Genomic DNA, 25,026 nt, shown 5'->3' with positions numbered 1-25,026 from the left:
ATGCCTGTGAAAGAAGGTGGACCATGACGATTATTGCCGCCGGGGTCGATTTGTGCGACATGCGCCGCATTGAGGGGGTGATTGACCGCTTTGGTCAGCGTTTTCTCGATCGGGTGTTTACGACGGCAGAGCGGGAGCGTGCTGAAGGGCGTTCCGGTCATGCGCGTATCGGCGCCTATGCCAAGCGCTGGGCAGCGAAAGAGGCCTGTTCCAAGGCTCTTGGTACCGGGTTTGCTATGGGTGTGGCACATAGCCTTATCGCTGTTGATAATCTGCCATCAGGTCAGCCAACGCTCAAACTTTATGGTGCCGCCCGTAAACGTCTGATGACGTTAATCCCTGAAGGACATGAGCCACATATTCTGCTGAGTATGACAGACGAGCCGCCCTATGCTTTTGCTGAGGTGATTATTTCGTCGCGCCCGATAACAAAAGAGCATTAAGACAGGAAAACGTCAGATCATGAATATGCCGGAACATCAGCCTTCCGAAAACAAAGAAGGTGAGACAAAAACAACGGCTCAGGTTGTCATGGAGTATGTGCGCACGCTTGGTACGGCCTTTATTGTCGTGCTTGTGCTGCGTACTTTTGTGTTTCAGTCGTTTTTCATTCCGTCCGGTTCAATGATCCCGACTCTCCAGGTTGGTGATTATATTTTTGTGAGCAAATATAGTTACGGCTACTCACGTTATTCTTTTCCGATGAACCTCGATTTATTTAATGGTCGTATATGGGGCGCAGTGCCACATCGGGGAGATGTGGCGGTTTTTCGTTTCACTAAAGATACGTCAATCGATTATATCAAGCGCGTTATTGGCCTCCCCGGCGACCGGATCCGCGTGACCGGGGGGCAGCTTTACCTTAATGACCAGCTGGTGCCCTGTATTGATCCGCACCCTTATGTTGCTGTGGATGAAACGCATGAGCCGGAAAATGGTCAGGTCTGTGAAGAGATTCTGCCCGGCAGTGATGGTCGTCCTGCCGTAAAGCATTCTGTGCTGAAGCTGACGGATCAGGGAGCGCAGAACAACACGCCTGAATATGTTGTGCCGCCAGGGCATCTGTTCATGATGGGTGATAACCGCGATAACAGTGCCGACAGCCGCTTTATGGGTGATGACCCGCATGATCTCGGTTTTGTGCCAATGCAAAATCTCGTTGGTCAGGCTAAATTCATCTTCTTCTCGTTTGATAGCATCGCCCCGGCCTGGCAGTTCTGGCACTGGCCGGCGGAAATTCGCTGGGCACATTTATTTCGGAGTTTGACGTGACATCTGTTGCTGGCGGCCTTGTGCCGCAGCCCCCCATTGACGCTTTACAACAGCGCCTTGGGTATATTTTTAAAAAACCGGAGCTGCTTTTTGAGGCACTCACCCATCGTTCTGCAGCTTATCAGAACGCCGGTGGCCGCAGGCGTGGTCAGAAACTTAAAGGCGTCGGCTCCAATGAGCGCCTTGAGTTTATAGGCGACCGTGTTCTGGGGCTGCTGATGGCTGAGTGGCTTCTGGAGCGGTACCCCGGCGAGCAGGAAGGAGCTTTGGGGGCCCGTCTTGCTCATCTGGTGTCACGTACTATGCTGGTTGAGGTCGCTGGTGCTTTTGAGCTGACAGACAGTCTGAGTGTTGCCGCGCACGAGGCGCGTGCTGGTGTTCAGGCAACAGCCAGCGTTCTGGCTGATGCTATGGAAGCTGTTCTGGGTGCTGTTTTCCTTGATGGCGGCTTGTCTCCTGCGCGTAAAATTGTGCGCAAAGGCTGGTCTTCCCTGCTCGAAGCGCAGGCCCGTCCGCCCAAAGACCCCAAAACAGCTTTGCAGGAATGGGTTCTGGCCAGAGGTCAGGCTTTGCCTGTTTATAAGGTTGTTGTTGCAGAAGGGCCGTCACACGCTCCTTCTTTTGTTGTTGAAGTTGAAGCTGGTGGCCAGAGCGGGTCAGGTCGGGCAGGCAGCAAGCGGGCGGCGGAGAGCGCAGCCGCAGCAAGCCTGCTTGAGCAGCTGGAAGGTAAAAAAAATGGCTGATGTAACACGTTGTGGTTTTGCTGCTCTGGTTGGTGCACCAAACGCCGGAAAATCGACCCTGCTTAACTGTATGGCGGGGGTAAAACTGTCTATTGTCAGCCCGAAAGCTCAGACAACCCGCTTTAGGGTTCTGGGTATTCTTATGCGTGAAAAAACGCAGATTCTTCTGGTTGATACTCCCGGAATTTTTCGTCCGCGTCGTAAGCTTGACCGGGCTATGGTTGCCGCTGCCTGGACCGGTGCGGAAGATGCTGACATCACCATGTTGCTGATTGATGCAAAATCTGGCCTGACAGAGGCTGTGCAGGAAATTATTGCACGCCTCGCAGAGACAAAACGTAAAGTCTGGCTGGTTTTGAATAAAACGGACCTGGTGCAGCGCCAGGCTTTGTTGCCTCTGACAGCAGCAGTGACAGAAAAACTGCCGGTTGAGCATGTGTTTATGGTCAGTGCCCGTTCAGGGCAGGGGGTTGATGATCTGCTCGACCGCCTGGCAGAGACCCTGCCTGAGGGGCCTTATCTTTACCCTGAAGATGATCTGACAGATTTGCCCGATCGTCTTCTTGCTGCTGAAATTGTGCGCGAACAGGTTTTTCTGCAAACGCATGAAGAAGTGCCTTATGGTGCCACAGTTGAAACCGAAAGCTACAAAGAGCGCCCTGATGGTTCAGTACGTATTGATGCCGTTATTTATGTGTCGCGTACCGGGCATAAAGCGATTCTGATTGGTGAGCGTGGCCAGAAAATTCGTCAGATCGGCGAACGTGCCCGCCGGCAGCTTTCTGAACTTCTTGAACGCCCCTGCCATCTCTTCCTGAATGTGAAAGAGCGTTCAGGCTGGGATGAAGAGCGCGCGCGTTTGCGTGCTATTGGCCTGGATGACGTGCCATAAAGAACCCATGACCGCTTGTGGCATACGCTCATGAAGGATAAGAAAGAGCCACACAGGCCCGGTTATGCGCCGGGCCGGAATTTCTCAGGAATGGTCGAGGGCAAATGACAATGTTAACAGGCGAAAAGCCAGATCGTAAACGTGTCCTGCTCAAAGTTTCGGGTGAGGCCCTGATGGGCGGCGGTGCCTTTGGGGTTGATCAGAAAACTGTAGAGCGTATTGCTTCAGATGTTGCCGCCGTTGTGCACAGCGGTGTTGAGGTGTGTCTGGTTGTTGGTGGTGGCAATATTTTTCGTGGTGTTGCTGCTGCTGCAAAAGGGATGGACCGCGCGCAGGGTGACTACGCGGGCATGCTGGCAACAGTTATTAACGCATTGCTTTTGCAGAATGCGCTTGAGCGTGAAGAGCTGCCAACCCGCGTGATGTCAGCTATTGATATGTCTTCTATCGCAGAACCCTACATCCGTCGCCGTGCCGTAAGGCATATGGAAAAAGGGCGTGTTGTTATCTTTGCCGCCGGCACAGGCAACCCCTTCTTCACGACAGATACAGCCGCTGCGCTGCGTGCTGCCGAGATGGAATGCGATGTGCTGCTTAAAGGTACGCAGGTTGATGGCGTTTATTCTGCAGATCCGAAAAAAGATCCGTCAGCAAAGCGCTATGATCAGCTGAGCTATATGGATGTGCTTGCGCATGATCTCAACGTGATGGACGCGGCTGCAATCAGCCTGTCACGTGAGAATAAGCTGCCTATTATTGTTTTTAATATTGGTGAAGCCGGGTCTTTCGCTCGTGTTATGCGTGGCGAAGGCCCCTTTACAAAGATTATTGAGGCATCCTGACAGGCTGCTGCCTGTTCTGAGGTGCGACCTGATATAATAAAGGCAGCTTCGGCTGCCTGCTAAACGGAGGAGAAAACCGTGTCTGAACTGAATGCTCTGACCGAAGACCTGACCCGCCGGATGGACGGCGCGCTGGAGAGCCTGCGACGTGATTTTGCCGGCCTGCGCTCCGGTCGTGCCAGCCCGGCTCTTCTTGAGCCTGTAAGAGTTGAGGTTTATGGCAGCGAAGTGCCGCTGACACAGGTTGGGTCGATTGCAGTGCCAGAAGCACGTATGCTGACTGTACAGGTGTGGGATCGCGGTGCCGTTGCTGCTGTGGAGCGCGCAATTCGTGATTCTGGTCTGGGGCTTAACCCTGCCGCTGATGGTCAGATTGTGCGTGTGCCCATTCCCCAGCTGACGGAAGAGCGTCGTCATGAGCTGGCTCGTGCAGCAGCTCGTTATGCTGAAGGTGCCAAGATCGCAGTGCGTGGTGTACGCCGCGATGGCATGGATAAATCGAAAGCCAGTGAGAAAAAAGGCGATATCAGCCAGGACGATGTTAAGGTCTGGTCTGATGCGATCCAGAAACTGACGGATCAGTATGTTAAAAAAGTTGATGACATGCTGGCTGATAAGGATCGTGAGATCAAACAGGTTTAATGTGCAAGCGCGATCAGATTAAAAGCCGTGATGTCAGCCGAAAAAACACGTGAAAAAGAAAAAGTCTCTGTTCCGACGCATGTTGCGGTCATCATGGATGGAAACGGCCGGTGGGCTGCAGAGCGGGGTCTGCCACGTCTGGCCGGGCATAAAGCCGGGGCAGAGGCAGTAACCCGTTGCCTGCGTGCTGCTGTGGCCCGCGGTGTGGATTATCTGACATTATATGCGTTTTCTTCCGAAAACTGGTCGCGCGAACCGCAGGAGGTTTCTGACCTGACCAGTCTGATGCGTTATTACCTGCGGCATAAAATTGCAGGCCTGCATCAGGAAGGGGTCAGAATACGTTTCATTGGTGATTTATCGCGTTTTGATTCTGACCTGAGGGTCGAGCTGGATCGTGCTGAGAAATTAACCAGTAAAAATACGCGCATTACCCTTTTGCTTGCGCTGTCTTACGGTGGGCGGGGGGATATCGTTCAGGCTGCTCAGCGTCTGGCACTGTCCGTTCAGCGTGGTGAAATGGCAGCGGAGCAGATTACAGAATTAGAGTTTTCACAACATTTGTGGACGTCAGGCGTCCCCGATCCTGATGTTGTCGTAAGGACAAGCGGGGAGTATCGCCTTTCAAATTTTTTACTGTGGCAGAGTGCATATGCAGAGCTGGTGTTTCTGGACGTGTTCTGGCCAGACTTTAATGAAAGGCACTTTGCTGCTGTGTTAGATCATTATGCCCGCCGTGAGCGCCGCTTTGGTGTCAGGCCGTCAGCATGAGTGCTGAAAAAAGTAACGCCTGGCGTGACTTAAAAGTTCGTACACTCTCAGGCATTATGCTTGGAGCTGTTGGTGCTTTTTGTATATGGGCCGGTGACTGGCCCTATAAGATCATGGTTGCTGTCATGACCACAGGGATGGCGGCTGAGGCTGCAACGCTTTTCAAGGTTTCGCCCCGGTCGTGGCGTGGCGGGCTTTATGTGTTGTGGGCCGCCTGCGCCTGGATTGCTGCCGTGACTGGCCACTGGAACGCTTTCCCGCTTTTTTGTCTTTCTTCTCTTATTTTTGGTCTGCCTCTGTGCGCTATTATGTGCGTGATTGTTGTGGCCTGTAATGCCTTGTTGTGGCTGCGTCTTGGCGGGGCTTTGCCTGTGCTGTTTGTTATCGGTGTCGTGGTCGCCAGTGACAGCTGTGCCTATCTGACCGGACGTATGCTTGGCGGCCCTAAACTGGCCCCGCGCATTTCTCCTGGTAAAACCTGGTCGGGCTCTGCTGGCGGCTTGCTGGCAGCTTTACTGACAGGGTTCCTGATCGCTTCTGCCTCTGATTACCCTGCTACGGGCTCAGCTTTATTTTGTGCTGGTGTTCTTGCTGTTGTAGGGCAGATCGGAGATTTGGCTGAAAGTGGTGTGAAGCGCAAAATCGGGGTGAAAGATTCGGGCAGTATTCTGCCTGGTCATGGCGGGCTGCTCGACAGGTTTGACGGTCTTATTTTCGCGGCACCGGCTGCGGCCCTGTTTTCTTTGTGTGTGACTTTGCCTCGTCCGTTCTGGACAGCGGATTTGCATGCTGTATTAACCGCTCTGACAACTATACTCCACATGTAGGTCAGTCGTCAGCATAGAGCCGTTTTCTTCAGCTATAAGAGATAGATAAAAATGAGAACTGTAACTGTTCTGGGAAGCACCGGCAGCATTGGGTGTTCAACTGTTGATCTGCTTGAGCAGGCGCGTGACCGTTATCGCGTTCGTGCTCTTGTCGGCGGCAGGAATGCTAAAAAGCTGGCAGAACAGGCGCTCAGTCTCAATGCAGAACTGGCCGTTGTCGCTGATGAAGCAGCGTTTGATGAGCTGCGCAGTCTGCTCTCTGACTCGTCTGTAAAAATTGCCTGCGGGCGGCAGGCGGTGATTGATGCGGCAGCTCTGCCCGCTGACTGGACAATGGCTGCCATTACAGGGGCTGCGGGCCTTGAGCCAGTTCTGGCTGCGGTTAAAAATGGCCGCTCAGTCGCGCTGGCTAACAAAGAGGCTCTGGTCTGTGCGGGTGATGTGATGCTTCGCGCAGTTGCTGAGGCCGGAGCAACGCTGCTGCCTGTCGATTCTGAGCATAACGCTGTTTATCAGTCTATGGCCGACCGGCAGGTATCTCAGGTTGAGAAAATTATTCTCACCGCTTCAGGGGGGCCATTTCGCAAGTCTTCTCTTGCTGAGATGGAAGCCGCAACACCCGGGCAGGCTCTGAAGCACCCGACCTGGAGCATGGGTGCTAAGATCAGCATCGATTCGGCTACAATGTTTAATAAAGGCCTTGAGGTGATTGAGGCTGCAAGAATTTTTAACCTGCCCGAAAGTCAGATTGATGTTCTGGTGCATCCGCAGTCTGTTGTGCATGGTATGGTACAATACACCGATGGCAGCCTGATTGCGCAGATGGGATCAGCCGATATGCGTATTCCTATAGCGCATACTCTGGCCTGGCCTGAACGGATGGCAACCACATCGTCAAGGCTCGACCTGGCTGCTTATGCAACACTTGAGTTCAGTGCCCCTGATGAGCAGCGTTTTCCTGCTTTGCGTCTGGCGCGTCAGGCGTTACGCTCAGGTGGTGCTGCACCTGCTATTCTTTCAGCTGCGAATGAAATTGCAGTTGATGCATTTTTAAATAAGACAATTGGTTTTCTTGATATTGCGCGTCTTGTGGAGAAGGTGATGGAGAAGCTTGGTGCTCCGCCGGCAGATACACTCGATGCCGTTCTGCACTGGGACGCTCAGGCACGTCATGAGGCCCGGAATTTGACATCAACGCTGGCTGCCTGAACCCGGGTTAGCAGGAGTGATATTGATTTTATTATGATACATGACTCTCTTCGGGCGATTATCGCCTTCGTCTTTGTACTCGGTGTTCTGGTCACCATTCATGAGTTCGGGCATTATCTGGCAGCACGCTGGCGTGGCATTCATGTAGAGATTTTCTCTATAGGTTTTGGTCCCGCTCTGGTGCGCTGGGCTGATCGCAGCGGTACAGAGTGGCGTATATGCTGCCTGCCTTTCGGCGGTTACGTGCTGCCTCATGGAATGATGAACCCTGAGACCGCCACCCCCGAAGAGAGGGCTGCCTGGATTCCGGGTAAAACATTTCATGAAAAATCAGTATGGTCGCGTGCAGCAGTCATTGTGGCGGGGCCACTCTTTAACTTTTTGCTTTCTATTGTCCTGCTTGCGTGTTTGTACAGCGTTACAGGCATGCCCAGAATCACTAATCATGTATCGACAATACTGCCTCATAGTGCCGCAGCCGATGCAGGCCTTGAAAAAGGTGACGTGATTACTGGCATTGGTGGTCATTCGCTTGACAGCGTTGCGGCTATTCAGGAGGAGGTTTCAGTATCTCCTGGTCTTAAAACGACTCTGAGCGTTACACGTGACGGTAATAAACTCGAAGTGCCGGTTACAATTGGTTCAGGTACGGCAAAATCAGGTGGTTCCGCTCATGGTCTTCTGGGCGTTGGCTTTATGGTCGAAAAGACCCCGCCGCTTGCGTTGCCTCAGGCTGTAATTGCTGGCATAAAAGAGACGTGGTCTATGACGAAGGAGACAGTTCGCGGACTGTGGATGATTCTTACCGGGCAGCATAGTGCCAGAGAGCTTGGCGGGCCGCTTAAAATTGCCCAGCTTTCAGGGCAGGTTGCGCAGTATGGATTTGCCAGTTTACTACCGTTTATGGCTTTGCTTTCTGTTAATCTCGGGCTTATCAATCTCTTCCCGATACCGGTGCTTGATGGTGGTAAACTAATATTTTACATTGTTGAGGCGGTCAGAGGACGCCCTGTGCCGGTTAAAGTGCAGGAAGTTTGTTTTCAGTTTGGTCTGGCCGCTGTTGCTGCTCTTTTTCTTTTTTCGACGTTTAATGACCTTTCCAGCTTTGGATTGTTTAAGTGGATAACATCGTTTGTGAGTTGAAGTTTGTTATCGCGCAAATGGAAACACTTGCGTCATGATAGTGATATCGGATACTCCATACAGAGGGCAGAGCAATATTAATGAAAGATGGGTTCCTGGCTGTGCAACGACCCCGACTGTGGAGGAAAGCAGATTTTGACGGGTAAGCGTTCAGCTCTCTTTGTCTCTGTATGTATGGTGCCTTTTCTGCTGGTGCAGAGATACGCCATGGCTGCAGACGCTCCTGCCAGCTCTGCGCGGCAGTCTTCGGCTGTTTCTGCAGGTCAGCGTAAGGTGTCATCTTCGCCAGGATACGTCAGTGGTAGTGTTTCGGGGGTTTCTCCCGGATCGCACGATGTTATCGAACATATCGATATTACCGGTAATTCGCGCATCGAAACCAACACAGTCCTTTCTTACATGGTTGTTCAGTCCGGGGATTACTTCTCTCAGGATGACCTTGACCGTTCGCTTAAAACACTGTTTGCGACAGGTCTGTTTAAGGATGTCCGCCTTCGTCGTGAGGGCAATGTTCTGAAGGTTAACCTGGTTGAGAATCCGATCGTCAACCGCATTGTGTTTGAAGGTAACAGTGCAGCCAAAGAGGAAGACCTGCGAAAGGTTATCGCTCTGCGTCCGCGTGCTGTTTTCTCGGCAGAAACTGCAGCTGATGACCGCCAGAAAATTCTCGATGTGTATGCGGAGAAGGCGCGGTATGCTGCCGTCGTCACGCCACAGATTGTCAGGCTGTCACATAACCGCGTGGATGTGGTTTTCCATATAACGGAAGGACCGCAGACCCTTATTCGCAAAATTGCATTTGTTGGTAATAAGGCATATGGCGACCTCCGTCTGGCCGGTATTGTTTCCTCAAAAGAGACGGCCTGGTTCAGGTTTATGTCTTCAGCAGATGAATATAATCCTGAGCGTCTGAAATACGATGCGGAGCTTCTGCGGCGTTTTTATCTCAGCAATGGCTATGTTGATTTTCAGATGAAAGACGTGTCAGGCGAGCTTTCTCCTGACCGTAAGTCATTTTATGTAACCTATACCATGGATGAGGGGCAGCGTTACCGTCTGGGTAAAGTCGATATTCGCTCAAGTCTGCGCCATGTGCCGGCAAAGTCCCTGCGAAAATATGTCGAGCTGTTTGCTCATCAGTGGTACGATGGCAAGGCTGTGCAGGATAACGCCACAGATATGGAGGAAACTCTCCAGGCTGAAGGTCACCCCTTTGCTATGGTCAGGCCGGTTATCGCACGTAACCCTGAAAAGGGTGTTGTGAATCTGTTGTTTGATGTGAGTGAGGGGCCGCGTCGTTATATTGAGCGTCTCGACATTAACGGTAACACCATTACCGAAGACAGCGTTATTCGTCGTCAGATGCCTTTTGCTGAGGGTGATCCCTACACACCGAGCTACAAAAAATATGCTAAAGAATCGGTCCAGGATCTTGGCTTCTTTAAAAGTGTAGACGTTCAGGATACGCCGGGTTCGGCACAGGATAAAACCAACGTCGCAGTTAATGTCGTTGAAAAGCCAACAGGTGAATTTTCTCTTGGTGGCGGTTATTCAACTGACGTTGGTGTGATTGGTAATATTGGTCTTAAACAGCACAATCTGCTTGGTACAGGCGTTGATGCCGGTCTCTCCGGCACAATGTCGCAGTGGCAGAGGCAGGTTGATCTTTCTGTTACAAACCCGGCTTTTCTTGGTCGTAACCTTGTTGCTGGTGTCGATATTTTCGGTATTCAGAACAAGTATCAGACGTACCAGAACTACTCTGAAAGTCGTGTCGGTATTACCCTGCGTATGGGGTATGCGTATAATCGCTACCTCTCACAGTCATGGAATTATACGCTGACACGCCGTCATGTGGGTCTTGCTGGTGGTGGCTGGTATCAGCCCTCCCTGTACGTGATCGACCAGAAGGGTAACTCTCTTCTGTCTCAGATCGGTACGAACCTGGTTTATGACCGGCGTGATAACCGTATGAACCCGCATAATGGTTATATGGTATCACTTGGCGGAGATTTTGCTGGTCTGGGCGGGGATGAAAAATATGGGCGTGTTAAAGTTAATGCCTCATATTATATTCCGCTTGATGACCTGACGAACAGCCATGACTGGACGATTGTCCTGCGTGCCGGTGCCGGTTACATGGGTGACTGGGGTAACGGGCGCCATGATATCATTGATAACTTCTATCTGGGTGGTCAGAACCTTCGCGGCTTCCTTGATGGTGGTGCCGGTCCGCGAAGCAAAGGTTATGGCGCTTATCCGGGTGAGGATCTCCTGGGCGGGCGTTATATTTACAACGCTTCAGCCCAGCTTAATTTCCCGATGCCGTTTCTGTCTGCAATGGGCGTGATGGGGCGTACCTTCGTTGATACAGGTAGTCTCTGGGGCCTGCGTGTAAAACGTAACTTGTCGCATCCCTGGAGTGACCCGTATCAGGGTATTTCGGGTGACAGACCATTGCCACGTGTCAGTGCGGGTGCCGGTTTCTCGTGGAAGAGCCCCTTCGGTCTGCTTAATATCGACCTTGGTGTTCCTATCATGCGCAGTCATAACGACCGTACGCAGCTTATTCGTTTTGGTTTTGGTCAGCAATTCTGAGGTAATGATGGTTTATTTTAGCAGAAAAGCCCTTTTGGGAGCCGTTTTTCTGTCATGTTCAGCTGCTTTTCTATCAGATGCGCAGGCACAGAGTTCAGGTGGCGGATGGTTTGTGCCAAAGAGTGCACAGCCAAAGCCTGCTCCGGCACCTCGTCAGGTTCACGAAGCGCCTCAGCCTGATGCTCCTGAAGAGAGTGGTGGTGAGGAATCGCAGACCCCTCCCGTTCTGCCTCTCCCAACTATTCCAAATGCGCCTGACCTGCCAAAAGGTGTCGCTCCTCCTCAGGCCGTTATCGGCGTGATCAGTGTTCCTGGCGTTATGCAGCAGTCAATGGCCGCAGCACAGGTAGAGCATATTCTGGGTGCACGTCGTGACGCCCTGGCCCGTGATGTTCAGAAAGAGCAGGCTGGCTGGCGTGATGAGCAGCAGAAGCTTCAGGCGCAGGCAAAGTCACTGACCTCTGATCAGATCCAGTCTCGCGAGCGCAGCCTGCAAACACGCGTTATGAAAGCTCAGCAGGCTTTCCGTAATCGTAACCGCATCATTCAGGAGGCCGCTCAGGTTTCCCTCGGGCAGATAGAGCGCGAGCTGGTTCAGGTTATTCAGAAAGTAGCAACATCGCGTGGTATGAACCTCATTCTTCATAATGAGCAGGTAGCTCTGCATGTAGATGGCCAGGATATTACCAATGAGGTGGCTAAACAGCTGAATACTATTATGTCATCTGTTTTCATTCCTGCTGCTGACGTCGACCCGGAAGTGCTTGCTAAATCAGGGAAGATGCCAACAACGGCTAATAGTGATGCACAGGCACCGGCAGCGGGTCCTGCACCTGCGTTTAACCCTTCTGCGGCAAAGACTCATTAATTCTTATGAATGCCGAAAATTCTTTAGCTGCGGGGCCGGCTAATCCACGTTTTTTTCTTCGGTCAGGCCCTTTTGATGCGCAGGCAGTCGCTCAGGCTGCTCAGGCTACTTTTGTCCCTCCGGCTGACGGACGTGCTCTGCCAGCCGAAGGGTTCAAAGGCATAGCACCGTTGCAAAATGCCGGTTCTGATGAAATCAGTTTTCTTGATAACCGGCGTTATGCGACGTTACTTGAAAACACCTCAGCCGGGCTGGTCATCGTTGCGCCTGCTTTTGCTGATAAAGTTCCGCCACATTGTGCTGCGCTGATTACGTCAGAGCCATATCTGGCCTGGTCGCGTGTTGCCCGCATGTTTCATCCCAGGCATCCGGCCAGAGCGGGGGTTCACCCCTCAGCCTGTGTTGCGTCAACAGCTGACATTCATCCCACCTGCGAAGTCGGTCCCTTCGCCATGATTGGCGAAAACGTAAAAATCGGGGCCGGTTCTGTTATTGGTGCCCATACTGTCATTGAACAGAGTGTGACACTGGGTGAAGAGTGCCGGATTGGCGGTCACGTTACATTATCGCATGCCGTTGTGGGTGACAGAGTTATTATTCTGCCAGGCGCACGCATTGGTCAGGATGGGTTTGGTTTCGCTGTGGGGCCTCAGGGCTTTGAAACTGTGCCGCAGCTTGGTCTGGTTGTGCTCGGTAATGATGTTGAAATCGGTGCAAATACGACCATTGACCGTGGCTCGGTTAATAACACCGTTATTGGCGCGGGCTCCCGTCTCGATAACCTGGTGCAGATTGGCCATAATGTGCAAATGGGCCGGTGCTGCATAGTGGTGGCTCAGGCCGGTATTTCCGGCTCTACTATTCTTGAAGATTTTGTTACAATTGCTGCTCAGGCAGGCCTTATCGGGCATATCCGCATTGGTGAAAAAGCGCGTGTAGGTGCGCAGTGCGGTGTGATGTCTGACGTAAAAAGTAAGGCTGATGTGATTGGTAGTCCTGCAATGCCTTTCAAAGAATTCTTTCAGAATGTTGCTGTTTTGCGAAGAATAGCTAAAAAGAAGCCGGGTTCGTCTGAGAGTTCGGCCGATAAAGATGATAAAAAAGACTAACCGGATAATTCTATCAGATAAGATTAAATTAAAATCAGGGTGTTAAGATAATGGAAGTAATGCAGCAGGAAGAGCAGATAATTAAAGAGATAGACGTTAATCGTATTAAGCAGGCTATACCTCACCGCTATCCTTTTTTGCTTATCGATAAAATGGTCGATATTGTCCTTGGTGAGGAAGCAACAGGTATTAAATGCGTAACTGTTAATGAGCCTTTCTTTCAGGGGCACTTCCCGGCGCGCCCGGTGATGCCTGGTGTCCTGATTATTGAAGCTATGGCTCAGACAGCAGCCACTCTTGTTGTCCTTTCTCTTGGTGATAGTTTTGAGGGCAAGCTTGTCTATTTTATGACCGTTGAAGGTGCCAAATTCCGTAGCCCCGTTGGTCCCGGAGATCAGATTCGCCTGCACGTTGCCAAGCAGCGCCGCCGCGGTAGTGTGTGGAAGTTTTTTGGGTCTGCAACCGTAGATGGAAAAATTGTAGCTGAGGCAACATTCAGCGCTATGATCATGGACTGAGCGTTCTGCCTGTAAGGGACGCTTTTAAGTAAATGCCTGTGAAAAGTAGTTTGCCATAAAAAAGCGTGATTTGTCTGTTTGTTTTTGTCTTTTTCACCGAAGGACGAGAGTGCAGTTATGGAAGGAACTGAGGTATTGCATAAGGTGGAAGAAGGCAGTGGGGCAGTAATCCATCCAACTGCCATTATTGCTCCTGGCGCCCGCATCGGGCGTGGAGTTAAGGTTGGGCCATGGTGTTCTGTCGGAGCCAATGTCGTTATTGATGATGACGTTGAGCTGATTTCGCACGTTGTGGTTGATGGTCATACACGTCTTGGTGTCGGGTCACGCTACTACCCGTTCTCTACGGTAGGCATGGCACCGCAGGACCTGAAGTATAATGATGAGCCAACCCGTTGTGAGGTTGGTGCACGTACTGTTGTGCGTGAACACGTGACGATTCACCGTGGCACAGCTACCGGTTGTGGCGTGACGCATGTCGGGGACGATGTGCTGATTATGGCGAACGCGCATGTTGCTCATGACTGCCAGGTCGGGAATCGTGTGATTATCGTCAATAACGTTGTGATGGGTGGTCATGTCGTTGTTGAGGATGATGCCCGCATTATGGGCTCCGCAGCCATTCATCAGTTTGTCCGTATCGGTCATGCTGCTCTGGTTGGTGGCGTTGCCGGCGTGGAAGCTGACGTTATCCCCTATGGCAGTGTGCTGGGAAACCGGGCCAGGCTGGTTGGTCTGCACTGGATATGGCTGCGCCGTCATGGTGTCAGTCAGCCTGAAATTCATCAGATGCGCCGTGCATTCCTCACTCTTTATCCTAAAGGGCCTGAGGAAGGGACATTTGCTGAACGTCTTGAGCGTGTGCGCAGGGATTACTCTTCTGACCCACGTATTCAGGAGGTTCTGACCTTTATTGACAGCCCGAGCAAGCGTGGCCTTGTAAGGGTTGCACGAGGTGATTACAGCGCAGCAGAAACAGAGGGAGCCTGACACTGCAGTCGTCGCAAACTGTAGGGATTCTGGCCGGTGGCGGGCCATTGCCTGCCAGAGTTGCTGAAGCTGTTGTGGCCAGAGGCGGCTCGGTGTTCATTCTTGGTTTCGAGGGCTTCGCAGAGCCTGAGACGATAGCGCCCTGGCCGCACCAGATTGTAAGGCTGGGTGCGGCGGGTCAGATGCTCTCTTTGCTCAGAGAGCATAAGTGCGGTGATCTTGTTCTTATAGGCCCTGTGCGTCGTCCGTCATTACGGAGTCTGTATCCCGATTCTGAGGGGGTGCGTATTCTTGCCCGTCTGGGTCGTTCTCTTTTTTCTGGTGATGATGGCCTTCTGGCCTCCCTCGTTCGTATTTTGGGGGAGGAGGGCTTTCGGGTTCGTGGGGCTCACGAATTTTTGCCGCAGTCTGTTTCTGAACCCGGAGTGCTGGGGCAGATTCGGCCTGATGATATTGCCAGGGCTGATATCGCGCATGGCATAAAAGTAGTGCAGGCTCTGGGGCGGCTGGATATCGGGCAGGGATGCGTTGTGCAGAATGGCGTGGTTCTGACGGTTGAGGCCATGGAGGGCACAGACCGTATGCTGGAACGTGCGGGGCTATGTAAGCAGCCCGGAGAGGGCGGTGTACTGGTTAAGCTTTTAAAGCCAGGTCAGGATAAACGCGCTGACATGCCAACGATTGGCCCGGTTACTGTGCGGCTCGCAGCGCAGGCCGGTTTGCGGGGTATCGCCTTTGAGGCAGCACACACACTGCTAACTGATTCTGAAAACTGCGTAGCGGAAGCTGATAAGAGCGGACTTTTTCTGATAGCCGTTGAACCTGAGCGTTTTATTCCCTGATTTGTGACTGTGCTCGCGCCTTCATCGGTTTGTGTGTCAGGTGACGCCTGCTAGTATGAGATATTATTCTGTTATTGGCGGGAGAGAAGTCTAATGGCCAGTTATCTGCATACAATGGTGCGTGTGCGCAACCTCGACAAAAGCCTCGCATTTTATAAATTACTCGGCATGCATGAGTTGCGCCGGCGTGAGGTGCCAGAGGGCAAATATACGCTTGTGTTTATTGGCTATGCTGACAATGCCGCAGGGCAGGCTGAAATTGAGCTTACCTATAACTGGGGGCAGGATGACGGCTATGACGTTGGTACCGGCTTTGGTCATTTTGCCGTTGGTGTTTCAGACGTTGCAGCGGTAGCTGATGCCGTGCGTGCGGGTGGCGGAAAAGTAACCCGTGAGGCCGGGCCGGTAAAATTTGGCACGACCATTATCGCCTTTGTTGAAGACCCCGATGGTTATAAAATAGAACTTATCCAGCGGTAAGTTCCGGCTCCGGCTGCTTATGCAGCCGGGTCCTGCTTCAGGCGTGATAGCAGTCGTTCAAGCGAGCTGTTAATCGTGTTTGCAGCCTGTTGCACCTGAGAGTCCTGGTGGGTTTCGAGCAGCTCAACACTTAGCAGGGCAGGGGCAATAATATTTTTAATATCATGCTTTAGTTTTTTGCTAGCGGTTTGGATGGTGTCAGACTGTGGCATCAGGAATAGCCTTCTTGTTGGTTATGATTATCCGAGAGACTCTGGCAACGATTGACGGCTGGCTTTCAGGTCATTATAAGCCGCCCTTTACAGGGGCAGGTAGTTTTATCTATCTGTCTGACAATTAATTTATCAGAGGGAGTGCCGCAATGAAGCGCACCTATCAGCCTTCACGGCTCGTTCGCAAGCGTCGCCATGGTTTTCGTTCACGTATGGCAACAGTTGGTGGTCGTAAAGTTATCGCTAACCGTCGCTCAAAAGGCCGTAAACGTCTTTCTGCCTAAGGGCTGAGGGGTTGTCCATGGTCACAGACCAGGGAAGAAACCTTGAGCAGGCTGAAGACGGACCTCTTCAGTCTCAGGGCCTTAAAAAGCGCAAAGAGTTTCTTTTTCTGGCTGCGCGTGGATGTAAAAGCCCGGTGCCAGGCCTTGTTCTTCAGCTCTTCAGGCGTGCTGATTCGGGGGCTGCCCGTGTGGGGTACACAGTTACCAAAAAAGTCGGCAACGCTGTTGTGCGTAACAGAGTGCGCCGTCGTCTGCGCGAAGTTGTGAGAATCGTCGAGGCAGAAACCTCACTCAACGGTCTTGACCTCGTTCTGATTGGTCGTGCAGGGACAAGAGACAGGCCTTTCACGGCTCTGATCACAGATTTTCGTAAGGCACTGGGGGTATGTCTGTCTGAGGCCGACAGAAAAGCCAGAGCAGGCAAAAACGGTTCTTAAAGTTTTTCAGGCCTGTTGTGCCTGATTTCCGTTTTTTTATGGTTTGTCTTTTCAGGTTTCCCGGCTCGCAGGCAGTGTGCTGCTATTTTTTTTGCTTGCTACAAGGGGGCCTGCTGGCCAGAGAATGGATACACGTCGTCTCATACTGGCAACATTTCTGTCAGCTATTGTCCTTATCGGGTTTGATTATTTCTTCCCGCAAGCCCCTAAACAGCAGCCTGTGCCGGTTGCTGCAACGCAGGCTCTTAACGCCCCTGCCGGCGGAGCCGCTGCTACATCAGGTGCAGCTGCCAGACCTGCCGAAAGTTCCGATGCTGCTCAGGCCGATATCCGTCTGACAATTGACGCCCCTGCTGTTCAGGGAAGCCTCAATCTCAGAGGTGCCCGTCTTGATGACCTCGTTCTCAAGGCGTACCGCGAAACAACAAAACCAGACAGTCCTGATGTGCGTGTGCTGAGCCAGACTGGCACGGCCCGTCCTGATTATATTGATTTTGGCTGGCGCGCCCCTGAAGATGTCAAAATTGCTCTGCCAGACGCTAATACCGTCTGGAAAGCTGATCAGCCTCATCTTGATGCGACACATCCGGTTACACTGACGTGGGATAACGGTCAGGGCTTTGTGTTTGATATCGTGCTGGCGATTGATCGTAACTTTATGTTCACGGTCAGTCAGCATGTGCATAATAATACAGCGCAGGCGGTTTCGCTTTATCCGTTTTATCGTGTTAACCGTGGCTATACCCCCGAAACTAATGGCGGGATGCTGGTGCACGAAGGGCCGATCTCCGTTATTGATGACCGCCTGAACGAAGGGTCATATAAATCCCTGCGTCAGGACAGTGTACCACCTAATAACATTGCCTGGAGCCATCAGGGTAAAGGTGGCTGGGCCGGTATTACCGATAAATACTGGCTGATGGCGATTGTGCCTGACCAGGCAGCTCAGGTTGTTGGTACATATGACTATCAGGCTGCCAGCACGACCTATCAGGTTGGCTTTACCAACGTGGCCCCTGTGGCAGTGGCTGCCGGGCAGACAGCGGGGACCGAAGCACATCTCTTTGCCGGTGCAAAAGAATACAGCCTCCTCGATCATTATCAGAAGATGCTGCATATCCCCATGTTCTGGAAAGCGGTGGATTTTGGCTGGCTCTCTTTCCTGACCCTGCCGGTGTTTAAGGTGCTCGACTGGCTGTATTCAATTATGGGTAATTTTGGCCTGGCTCTGCTGACCTTTACCGTGATTGTTAAGGTTGCCTTCCTGCCGCTGACCGTCAAACAGATGCGCATGACCTGGAAGACAAGCCGCCTGAAGCCAAAAGTCGATCAGATTAAAGCACGCTACAAAGAAGACCCGATGGTGATGCAGCAGCACATCATGGCACTGTACCGTGAGGAGGGTGTTAATCTTTTCGGCGGGTTCCTGCCTCTGTTTATCCAGGCGCCTGTGTTCTGGTGTCTGTATAAAGACCTGTATGTGACCATTGAGATGCGTCAGGCGCCCTTCTTTGGCTGGATTAAAGACCTCTCTGCACCTGACCCGACCAACGTGTTTAATCTGTTTGGTCTGCTGCCGTTCGACCCGTCACATATTTTTGCTATTCTCTCTCTTGGTGCATGGCCCATCATTTATGGTGCAACCATGTTCCTGATGCAGAAAATCAGTGCCAGTTCAACGAACATGGACCCGGCACAGCAGAAGGTTATGACTTTCATTCCTCTGGTGTTTACGTTCTTTATGGCACACCAGCCCGTTGGCCTTGTGATCTACTATAGCTGGAGCAACCTGCTCACAGCTCTGCAGCAGGTCATTATTATGCGCGGGTTTAAAGCAGCTGATGCCAAAAAAGCTGCGCTGAGTAACAAATAATGCTTCAGGCTTCGACGACCTTCCGTGAACTGACAGATCAGGCTCAGATTGATGCCGCCCTTGAGGAGGGGCGGCGTCTGTTTGCCGGCCCGTGTGAGTTTATTTTTGGTGCTCAGAAACTGGGGCAGCTCCCGCCGCAGACTTTGCCTGAAATTGCTTTTGCCGGCCGCTCGAATGTCGGTAAATCGAGCCTTATTAATGCGCTGACCGGTCGTAAGGCGCTGGCCCGTGCATCTTCAGAGCCAGGGCGCACCAAGCAGCTCAACTTCTTTAATCTCGCTGAGAGACTGATGCTGGTTGATATGCCCGGTTATGGCTACGCAAAAGCTGCGAAGTCAGTGAAAGAAGACTGGCAGGAGATGATGTTTGAGTATCTGCGTGGCAGGCCTGGTTTGCGCCGGGTTATGCTGCTGCTGGATGCCCGTGTCGAACTGAAAAAGCACGATACTGATATGATGAAGCTGCTTGATAAAGCGGCTGTCAGTTTTCAGATCGTGATGACCAAATGCGATGCTCTTAAACCACAGGCGCTGAGTGCTAAACACAACGCCCTGCAGGAGCAGGTGAAGCGCCACCCTGCAGCCTGCCCCTTTCTGGCTGTTACCAGCAGTGAAAAAGGTACGGGTATTGAAGAGCTGCGCGCCGAGCTTGCCGAGTTCGCTCTCCCGTTAACCTGAAGCCATCTGGCAGATTTAGCAGCAGGACTTTTGCCGTTATGACCAGTGCCAACAATGCCTCCATGGGGCCTCACCAGGAGGCCGCTGTTCTTGCCGGGGCACTCCCTTACCTTCGTCGCTATGCCGGTGATACGATTGTCATAAAATATGGCGGTCATGCCATGGGCAATTCTGACCTGGCGCAGACATTTGGTCGTGACATTGCTTTGTTAAAACTGGTTGGCATTAACCCGGTCGTTGTGCATGGCGGTGGCCCGCAGATTAACAATATGCTGACCCAACTGGGCATTCAGTCAACTTTTGTTAATGGCCTGCGTGTCACTGATGCCAGCATGGTTAACGTGATCGAGATGGTTCTGTCCGGCTCAGTCAATAAAGAGGTAGCCGGGCTGATCAGCCGCGCCGGTGCTATGGCTGTTGGCATATCAGGTAAAGATGGCAACCTCATTACTGCCCGCAAGCATCAGCGCACAGTATATGACCCCGTGACAAAGAGCGAGCGTGTGCTTGACCTCGGCTTTGTTGGTGAGCCTGTTAAAGTTGACCCGCGTGTGATTTACGCCCTGTCAGGTTCTGGCCTGGTGCCGGTTATTGCCCCTGTCGGGCAGGGTGAGGATGGCGAGACCTATAACATCAATGCCGATACAGCCGCCGGTGCTGTGGCTGGTGCTGTGCACGCCAAACGTCTGCTTATGCTGACAGACGTAGCAGGTGTGCTTGATGCGCAGGGTAATCTCATTCCTGAACTGACTGCTACCCAGGCGCGTAAAGCAATTGCAGACGGTATTATTACCGGCGGTATGATTCCTAAAGTTGAAACCTGCATCGAGGCCGTGCAGGCAGGGGCTCAGGCTGCGGTTATTATTGACGGGCGCATACCGCATGCCTGTCTGCTCGAGCTGTTTACAACTTCTGGTTCAGGCACTCTTATCAGAGCTGACTAACTTTAAGCTGTTTATAGCCCCCGGCAGTTCTGCCGTGGCGTGTGTGGCATAAAGGATGGTGCGTTGACAGGGCTCGTCTCTGTCCGCATGGTCCTTGCTCACGTTTTAATGGTCAGGGCTGACAGCTCTGGCTGATGTTCCTTATGTTTCTGACGGTGCCTCATGACAGACAATACACTGCGTACTCAAATCGAAGCTTTGTGGGAAGAACGTCATACGATCTCTTCTGCAACGACCGGAGCAGGCCGTAAAACAATCGAAACAGCCCTTGCCGCACTGGATGCCGGTGAGCTGCGTGTTGCCGCCCCTGAAGATGGTGGCTGGGTTGTGCATGAGTGGCTGAAAAAAGCTGTTCTGCTCTCTTTCCGTCTTAACGACAGTGTGGTTGTACCTGGTGCAGCAGCGGGTGCTCCGGCTTTTGATAAAGTGCCGGTTAAATTTGCCGGCTGGGACCAGGCTCGTTTTGATGCCGCTGGTTTTCGCGTCGTGCCTGGTGCCGTTGTGCGCTATTCTGCTTTTATTGCTCCCGGCGCTGTGCTGATGCCTTCTTTTGTAAATGTTGGCGCGCACGTTGGCAGCGGCACAATGGTTGATACATGGGCAACCGTTGGCAGCTGTGCTCAGATCGGCCGTAACTGTCATATCAGCGGTGGTGCAGGTATTGGTGGTGTGCTTGAGCCTCTTCAGGCTGCTCCTGTTATCATTGAAGATGACTGTTTTATCGGTGCACGTTCAGAAGTCGCTGAAGGTGTTATTGTTGAACGTGGCTCAGTTCTGTCCATGGGTGTTTTCCTTGGTGCGTCGACAAAAATTGTTGATCGTGCCACCGGAGAGATCTTCATGGGGCGCGTGCCTGCTTACTCAGTGGTTGTGCCTGGCACTCTGCCACCTTCATCACCTGCTGGTGCTGATGGCAAGCCTAACCCCCACCTTGCCTGTGCGGTTATCGTCAAGCGCGTTGATGAGCGCACACGCTCTAAAACTTCCATCAACGACCTGCTGCGCGACTAAAGGCACAGAGACACCATGACGCGCTTTTCTTTCGGAGAGGAAGCCTCTCTGCCTGATACGACAGACCCCGTTGCTCTGACACAAATGCTGATCCGTGAGCCATCTGTATCACCTGATACAGGAGCAGCTCAGGCGCTTCTGGCTGCAGTGCTTGAGCAGATGGGTTTTAAGGTCTGGCACCTTGCCTTTGGCGAGGGGAAAGAAAAGACGTTCAATTTTTTTGCACGTCGTGGTGATAAAGGCCCGCATATCTGTTTTGCGGGCCATACGGATGTTGTGCCACCAGGAAAAGAAGAGTTGTGGACGCACCCTCCCTACGCTGCACATATTGCCGATGGTGTGCTCTATGGCCGCGGTGCCTGTGACATGAAGGGTGGTATTGCCGCTTTTGTTGCAGCGGCATCCCGTATGGGTGAGGGTGGTCCCGGCTCGGTCAGCCTTCTGATCACAGGAGACGAAGAAGGACGGGCAACGTACGGCACGCAGAAGGTGCTGGAGTGGATGGCGCAGGAAGGACACATTCCTGATTACTGTGTTGTTGGTGAGCCAACGAATCCTCTTGCTATCGGTGACATGATCAAAAATGGCCGGCGCGGCAGCCTCAATGCTCATATTGTGGTTGAAGGAGTGCAGGGTCATGTCGCATATCCGCACAGGGCTGATAACCCGGTGCATCGTTTGCTTGCTCTGCTGGGCGAACTGACGGCCCGGCCACTGGATGAGGGATCAGAATGGTTTGAGGCCTCAAGCCTTCAGGTCACCAGCATGGACGTTGGCAATACGGCAACAAATGTTATTCCGGCTAAGGCTGAGGCCCGGCTGAATATACGTTTCAACAACCTTCATACCGGTGCAGAACTGGCCAGGTGGATCACCACTGTCTGTCAGAAGCATGCACCGCAGAGCCATGCAGATATTCATATCAGTGGGGAATCTTTTCTGACCCCATCGGGGGCAGAGACACAGGCTCTGATCTCTGCCATCAGGCAGGTGACGGGACGTGATCCGAAGCAGGATACCGGAGGCGGGACGTCAGACGCCCGCTTTATCGCGCGTTATTGCCCGGCGGTAGAGTTTGGTCTGGTTGGTGCCAGCATTCACCAGGTTGACGAGCACACCAGTGTGCAGGACCTGGAAACGCTGACGCAGATCTATCACATTTTTCTTAAAGAGGTGCTGGCATAATGTCTCAGCCGACCCGGCAGGGAAATGCGCATAAGATCATTCAGGGTATGTTTCTGCTGGCCAGCGGACGGCGCGAAGGCATTAATAATTTTGCCGGCACGACAGATGCTTTTGGTGCAGCACTGGCACCGCAGCTGGCATTTGTGCTGATTAATCTGTTTGCTGTTCTGGCCTCACCCGGAAAAATCACAGGCCTGATCCAGGTTTTAATGTTTTTATGTAAAATTCTGCTGCCGGTTGTTGTGTCAGAGTTTTATGCGCGGCGCTGGCAGCGTAGCAATTTATGGCTGCGTTATATTACTGCGGCAACCTGGAGCAACTGGATCGCTGTATTTGGCGTGGTTATTGTTATTGTTGCGGGTCATTTTTTATTCCCCGAATTTGCTGACCCCCCCTATTTTACCGCCGCTGTCATGATGATGGGTATTATTGGTGACGTTGTTCTGCAATGGTATATTGCCCGTGTTGGTCTGGTTATCAGTGGCTTTAAGGCCGCTTTGTTATATGGCTCGGTGCTGGTTATTACAGGGTTAATGTATGTCGTTGCTTACATTTTGCCGCCACATTATCCGTCACCTGATGATCTGATGAAAGTCTTCTTTCATCGTGCCGGAGCAGCATAGCGGTTACCTGTCTGTTACCTGAAATACGAGGTTTGTGATTATGGCGGGTTCTGACGAAGGAGGAAATACAGGCAGAATCCTCCAGGGTACATACCTTCTCTGCACAGGCAGGCGCGAAGGTGTTGCCTGTTTTGGTGACACAAAGGCTGATCTGTGGGCTGCGTTAGCCCCCTCATTTGCGTTTAATATTGTCAGCCTGTTTCTGGTCTGTGTGTCTCCCGCTAAAATAAACGATCTGCGCGATATTCTGCTCGATCTGTGCGGCACTCTTATGATGCTGGTTGTCTCTCAGTTTTGTGCGCAATACTGGCAGCGTGGCGAGATGTGGCTGCGCTATATGGTGGCCTCTTTATGGTGTGGCTGGTCGGTTGTAATTGATGCTTTTATTCTGACGCAGCTTGGTATTCTGGTGTTTCCAGGCCTGAAGACATCGTCACTTTTTCTGATGATTATGCTGCTGATATTTTCAGGTAATTTTTTATGGGTGCAGTGGTATATCGCGCGCGTTGCTCTGGCAGTCAGCGGTTTAAGGGCGGCTCAGCTCTGTGCCTATATCGCACTGGCCATGCTTGCCGTACATGTTGCAGGCTCGTTTTTACCACCTTATTACAGCCCCCCGGCCTCTGACCTGACATATGCCGGTTTTATGCAGATGCTTTTCCCGCTGTACGGGGTGCATTGACGGGGCCGCAGAGGACTATGAAAAAGAAATCGGGTGGCGCCGCTGTGCCGGAAGAGCTGCATTTTTTCGGGCTTTAACAACAGCTGTATCGAGCGCTGACAAAAAGGCAGAGCGGTCAGATTTTGCGAAACTGCGCCCGCCCTGTGTGATGGCGCCGTTTGAGCGCAGGTCATCCATCAGGTTGCGCACGGCCAGGGCCATACCAATGGCATTTTCATCCAGAATACGACCGCGCGGGTCGAGTGTGCAGGCTCCTTTTGCGACACAGCGGGCTGCCAGAGGGATATCTGCTGAGATAACGATATCATTGGTTCTGACATTGTCAGCGATCCAGTTGTCAGCAACATCCATGCCTTCAGAGACGATGACCCGCTCAATGCGCGGAGTTGGAGGCACAGCCAGAAGCTGGTTTGCCACAACAAATGTGTGCAGCCCGTAACGCTCAGCCACACGGTAGACCTCGTCACGCACAGGGCAGGCATCCGCATCAATAAAAATACGAACAGTTTTATCGTTCTCAGGTGAAGGGGTCTGGGTCATAACCAACTCCGGTCAGGTAAAGGCCATCAGGTGGCGCGGTTGGTCCGGCAGCGCTGCGTCTGCGTGCAGCAAGAGCTTCAGCAACGCGCTCTGGCTTCCAGCGTTTGTGGCCAGTCAGAACCAGGGTGCCAACAATGTTTCTGACCTGATGATGCAGGAACGAGCGGGCTTTAACCGTAACATGCACTTCGTCATCATGGCGTGCGACATGCAGATGATCAATCGAACGTACAGGGCTGTTCGCCTGGCATGCCGCAGCACGGAAAGAGGTGAAGTCATGCAGGCCCAGAAGGTGGTTTCCTGCTTCCTGCATCAGGTCAATATCGAGGTGCCCTCTTACATGCCATAAAAGACCTGCACCCAGAGCAGCCCGTGTCGGGCGATTAAGAATGCGGTAGCGGTAGGAACGCCAGGTCGCTGAGAAACGCGCGCTCCAGTCTGGTGGTACGGGGGCAGCTTGTATGACAGCTATCGCATGTGGCTTCAGGTAATAGCTTAGCCCGTCCCTGACCTGATGAGGTTTTAGGGCAATATCAGCCGGAAAATCGAGATGCGCTACCTGACCTGTAGCATGCACGCCTGCATCAGTGCGTCCGGCCGTAATGCTGTTAACGGTTCGTTTCCCTGCGATGCAGGAAGCTGCATGTTCAAGAAACTCCTGCACCGAGGGGCCATTTGTCTGGCGCTGCCAGCCAACAAGGCCCGTGCCGTTATACTCTACTTTAACAGCCCAGCGCTGAATGGAAGAGCTAAGGTCATCAGAGCCGGTATGAGCCTGATGGGTAAATGAACTGGTTTCAGTCATAATTATA

At 52.4% G+C, this 25,026-nt stretch carries 29 protein-coding genes; 26 read left to right on the top strand and 3 right to left on the bottom strand.

Features of this window, described 5'->3' with window-relative positions; genetic code table 11:
• The first annotated feature begins 23 nt into the window (after positions 1-23).
• From acpS to gloA, 17 genes are all read left to right on the top strand, one after another.
• Positions 24-443 carry a holo-ACP synthase gene (gene acpS / locus HK11_RS00505; RefSeq protein ID WP_086553384.1) on the top strand — a complete coding sequence of 140 codons (420 nt, stop codon included), beginning with the start codon at positions 24-26 and terminating at the stop codon, positions 441-443.
• A gap of 19 nt (positions 444-462) precedes the next feature.
• Positions 463-1,272, top strand: a complete 810-nt coding sequence (lepB, locus tag HK11_RS00500; protein ID WP_369822897.1) for a signal peptidase I — start codon at positions 463-465, stop codon at positions 1,270-1,272.
• Entirely contained in the window at positions 1,269-2,015 is a 747-nt protein-coding gene (gene rnc, locus HK11_RS00495; protein ID WP_233127746.1) for a ribonuclease III, read from the top strand. The genes lepB and rnc overlap by 4 nt, the downstream gene beginning before the upstream one ends.
• Positions 2,008-2,907 carry a GTPase Era gene (era, locus tag HK11_RS00490; RefSeq protein ID WP_086553383.1) on the top strand — a complete coding sequence of 300 codons (900 nt, stop codon included), beginning with the start codon at positions 2,008-2,010 and terminating at the stop codon, positions 2,905-2,907. The genes rnc and era overlap by 8 nt, the downstream gene beginning before the upstream one ends.
• A gap of 104 nt (positions 2,908-3,011) precedes the next feature.
• Positions 3,012-3,749: a UMP kinase gene (gene pyrH / locus HK11_RS00485; protein ID WP_086553382.1), complete on the top strand. Its 738-nt coding sequence runs from the start codon at positions 3,012-3,014 to the stop codon at positions 3,747-3,749.
• Between the two features lie 120 nt (positions 3,750-3,869).
• Positions 3,870-4,391 carry a ribosome recycling factor gene (frr, locus tag HK11_RS00480; protein ID WP_212333936.1) on the top strand — a complete coding sequence of 174 codons (522 nt, stop codon included), beginning with the start codon at positions 3,870-3,872 and terminating at the stop codon, positions 4,389-4,391.
• A 30-nt stretch (positions 4,392-4,421) separates the two neighbouring features.
• Complete coding sequence (gene uppS / locus HK11_RS00475; protein ID WP_086553380.1) at positions 4,422-5,162, top strand: polyprenyl diphosphate synthase; 741 nt, start codon at positions 4,422-4,424, stop codon at positions 5,160-5,162.
• Positions 5,159-5,989, top strand: a complete 831-nt coding sequence (locus tag HK11_RS00470) for a phosphatidate cytidylyltransferase (RefSeq protein WP_086553379.1) — start codon at positions 5,159-5,161, stop codon at positions 5,987-5,989. The genes uppS and HK11_RS00470 overlap by 4 nt, the downstream gene beginning before the upstream one ends.
• 51 nt (positions 5,990-6,040) lie before the next feature.
• Positions 6,041-7,198 (top strand): 1-deoxy-D-xylulose-5-phosphate reductoisomerase, encoded by a 1,158-nt coding sequence (gene dxr / locus HK11_RS00465; protein ID WP_086553378.1) that lies wholly within the window; start codon positions 6,041-6,043, stop codon positions 7,196-7,198.
• Positions 7,199-7,231: 33 nt separating this feature from the next.
• A complete protein-coding gene (gene rseP, locus HK11_RS00460) occupies positions 7,232-8,341 on the top strand; it encodes an RIP metalloprotease RseP (RefSeq protein ID WP_173559468.1) in 1,110 nt (369 codons plus the stop codon).
• 87 nt (positions 8,342-8,428) lie between these two features.
• Positions 8,429-10,939 carry an outer membrane protein assembly factor BamA gene (gene bamA, locus HK11_RS00455; protein ID WP_086553377.1) on the top strand — a complete coding sequence of 837 codons (2,511 nt, stop codon included), beginning with the start codon at positions 8,429-8,431 and terminating at the stop codon, positions 10,937-10,939.
• Positions 10,940-10,943: 4 nt separating this feature from the next.
• Positions 10,944-11,807, top strand: a complete 864-nt coding sequence (locus tag HK11_RS00450; RefSeq protein ID WP_086553376.1) for an OmpH family outer membrane protein — start codon at positions 10,944-10,946, stop codon at positions 11,805-11,807.
• A 5-nt stretch (positions 11,808-11,812) separates the two neighbouring features.
• Positions 11,813-12,916: a UDP-3-O-(3-hydroxymyristoyl)glucosamine N-acyltransferase gene (gene lpxD / locus HK11_RS00445; protein WP_086553375.1), complete on the top strand. Its 1,104-nt coding sequence runs from the start codon at positions 11,813-11,815 to the stop codon at positions 12,914-12,916.
• 50 nt (positions 12,917-12,966) lie between these two features.
• Complete coding sequence (gene fabZ / locus HK11_RS00440) at positions 12,967-13,434, top strand: 3-hydroxyacyl-ACP dehydratase FabZ (RefSeq protein ID WP_086553374.1); 468 nt, start codon at positions 12,967-12,969, stop codon at positions 13,432-13,434.
• Between the two features lie 117 nt (positions 13,435-13,551).
• The gene (gene lpxA, locus HK11_RS00435) at positions 13,552-14,424 is read left to right on the top strand and encodes an acyl-ACP--UDP-N-acetylglucosamine O-acyltransferase (protein WP_086553373.1); all 873 of its coding nucleotides are present in this window, start codon (positions 13,552-13,554) and stop codon (positions 14,422-14,424) included.
• A 2-nt stretch (positions 14,425-14,426) separates the two neighbouring features.
• Positions 14,427-15,266: an LpxI family protein gene (locus HK11_RS00430; RefSeq protein ID WP_086553372.1), complete on the top strand. Its 840-nt coding sequence runs from the start codon at positions 14,427-14,429 to the stop codon at positions 15,264-15,266.
• 93 nt (positions 15,267-15,359) lie between these two features.
• A complete protein-coding gene (gloA, locus tag HK11_RS00425) occupies positions 15,360-15,746 on the top strand; it encodes a lactoylglutathione lyase (RefSeq protein WP_086553371.1) in 387 nt (128 codons plus the stop codon).
• A gap of 17 nt (positions 15,747-15,763) precedes the next feature.
• On the opposite strand, the gene HK11_RS00420 is transcribed toward gloA, so the two are convergent.
• Complete coding sequence (locus tag HK11_RS00420) at positions 15,764-15,958, bottom strand: HAMP domain-containing histidine kinase (protein ID WP_086553370.1); 195 nt, start codon at positions 15,956-15,958, stop codon at positions 15,764-15,766.
• A gap of 149 nt (positions 15,959-16,107) precedes the next feature.
• On the opposite strand from HK11_RS00420, the gene rpmH reads away from it, so the two are divergent.
• The 9 genes from rpmH to HK11_RS00375 all read left to right on the top strand — a co-directional run bounded on the left by rpmH (position 16,108) and on the right by HK11_RS00375 (position 23,674).
• A complete protein-coding gene (rpmH, locus tag HK11_RS00415; protein WP_081773530.1) occupies positions 16,108-16,242 on the top strand; it encodes a 50S ribosomal protein L34 in 135 nt (44 codons plus the stop codon).
• A gap of 17 nt (positions 16,243-16,259) precedes the next feature.
• Positions 16,260-16,679, top strand: coding sequence for a ribonuclease P protein component (rnpA, locus tag HK11_RS00410; RefSeq protein WP_086553369.1), 420 nt, complete (start codon positions 16,260-16,262; stop codon positions 16,677-16,679).
• Positions 16,680-16,803: 124 nt separating this feature from the next.
• The gene (gene yidC, locus HK11_RS00405; protein ID WP_086553472.1) at positions 16,804-18,552 is read left to right on the top strand and encodes a membrane protein insertase YidC; all 1,749 of its coding nucleotides are present in this window, start codon (positions 16,804-16,806) and stop codon (positions 18,550-18,552) included.
• On the top strand, positions 18,552-19,229 hold the full coding sequence (yihA, locus tag HK11_RS00400) for a ribosome biogenesis GTP-binding protein YihA/YsxC (protein ID WP_086553368.1): 678 nt from the start codon (positions 18,552-18,554) through the stop codon (positions 19,227-19,229). The genes yidC and yihA overlap by 1 nt, the downstream gene beginning before the upstream one ends.
• Before the next feature lie 38 nt (positions 19,230-19,267).
• Entirely contained in the window at positions 19,268-20,173 is a 906-nt protein-coding gene (argB, locus tag HK11_RS00395) for an acetylglutamate kinase (protein ID WP_086553367.1), read from the top strand.
• Between the two features lie 162 nt (positions 20,174-20,335).
• Positions 20,336-21,184 (top strand): 2,3,4,5-tetrahydropyridine-2,6-dicarboxylate N-succinyltransferase, encoded by an 849-nt coding sequence (gene dapD, locus HK11_RS00390; RefSeq protein WP_086553366.1) that lies wholly within the window; start codon positions 20,336-20,338, stop codon positions 21,182-21,184.
• A 15-nt stretch (positions 21,185-21,199) separates the two neighbouring features.
• Complete coding sequence (gene dapE, locus HK11_RS00385; protein WP_086553365.1) at positions 21,200-22,369, top strand: succinyl-diaminopimelate desuccinylase; 1,170 nt, start codon at positions 21,200-21,202, stop codon at positions 22,367-22,369.
• Complete coding sequence (locus HK11_RS00380) at positions 22,369-22,992, top strand: hypothetical protein (RefSeq protein WP_086553364.1); 624 nt, start codon at positions 22,369-22,371, stop codon at positions 22,990-22,992. The genes dapE and HK11_RS00380 overlap by 1 nt, the downstream gene beginning before the upstream one ends.
• A 40-nt stretch (positions 22,993-23,032) precedes the next feature.
• The gene (locus HK11_RS00375; RefSeq protein WP_086553363.1) at positions 23,033-23,674 is read left to right on the top strand and encodes a hypothetical protein; all 642 of its coding nucleotides are present in this window, start codon (positions 23,033-23,035) and stop codon (positions 23,672-23,674) included.
• 15 nt (positions 23,675-23,689) lie between these two features.
• Here the strand turns inward: HK11_RS00375 and HK11_RS00370 are convergent, their stop codons facing one another.
• Positions 23,690-24,214 (bottom strand): YaiI/YqxD family protein, encoded by a 525-nt coding sequence (locus HK11_RS00370; RefSeq protein WP_086553362.1) that lies wholly within the window; start codon positions 24,212-24,214, stop codon positions 23,690-23,692.
• On the bottom strand, positions 24,192-25,019 hold the full coding sequence (truA, locus tag HK11_RS00365) for a tRNA pseudouridine(38-40) synthase TruA (RefSeq protein WP_086553361.1): 828 nt from the start codon (positions 25,017-25,019) through the stop codon (positions 24,192-24,194). The genes HK11_RS00370 and truA overlap by 23 nt, the downstream gene beginning before the upstream one ends.
• Positions 25,020-25,026 lie beyond the last annotated feature (7 nt).

This window comes from Acetobacter sp. DmW_043 (assembly GCF_002153485.1).
In the GTDB taxonomy this organism is placed as follows: Bacteria; Pseudomonadota; Alphaproteobacteria; order Acetobacterales; family Acetobacteraceae; genus Acetobacter; species Acetobacter thailandicus.
This window is presented reverse-complemented; position numbering and strand designations above follow the sequence as displayed.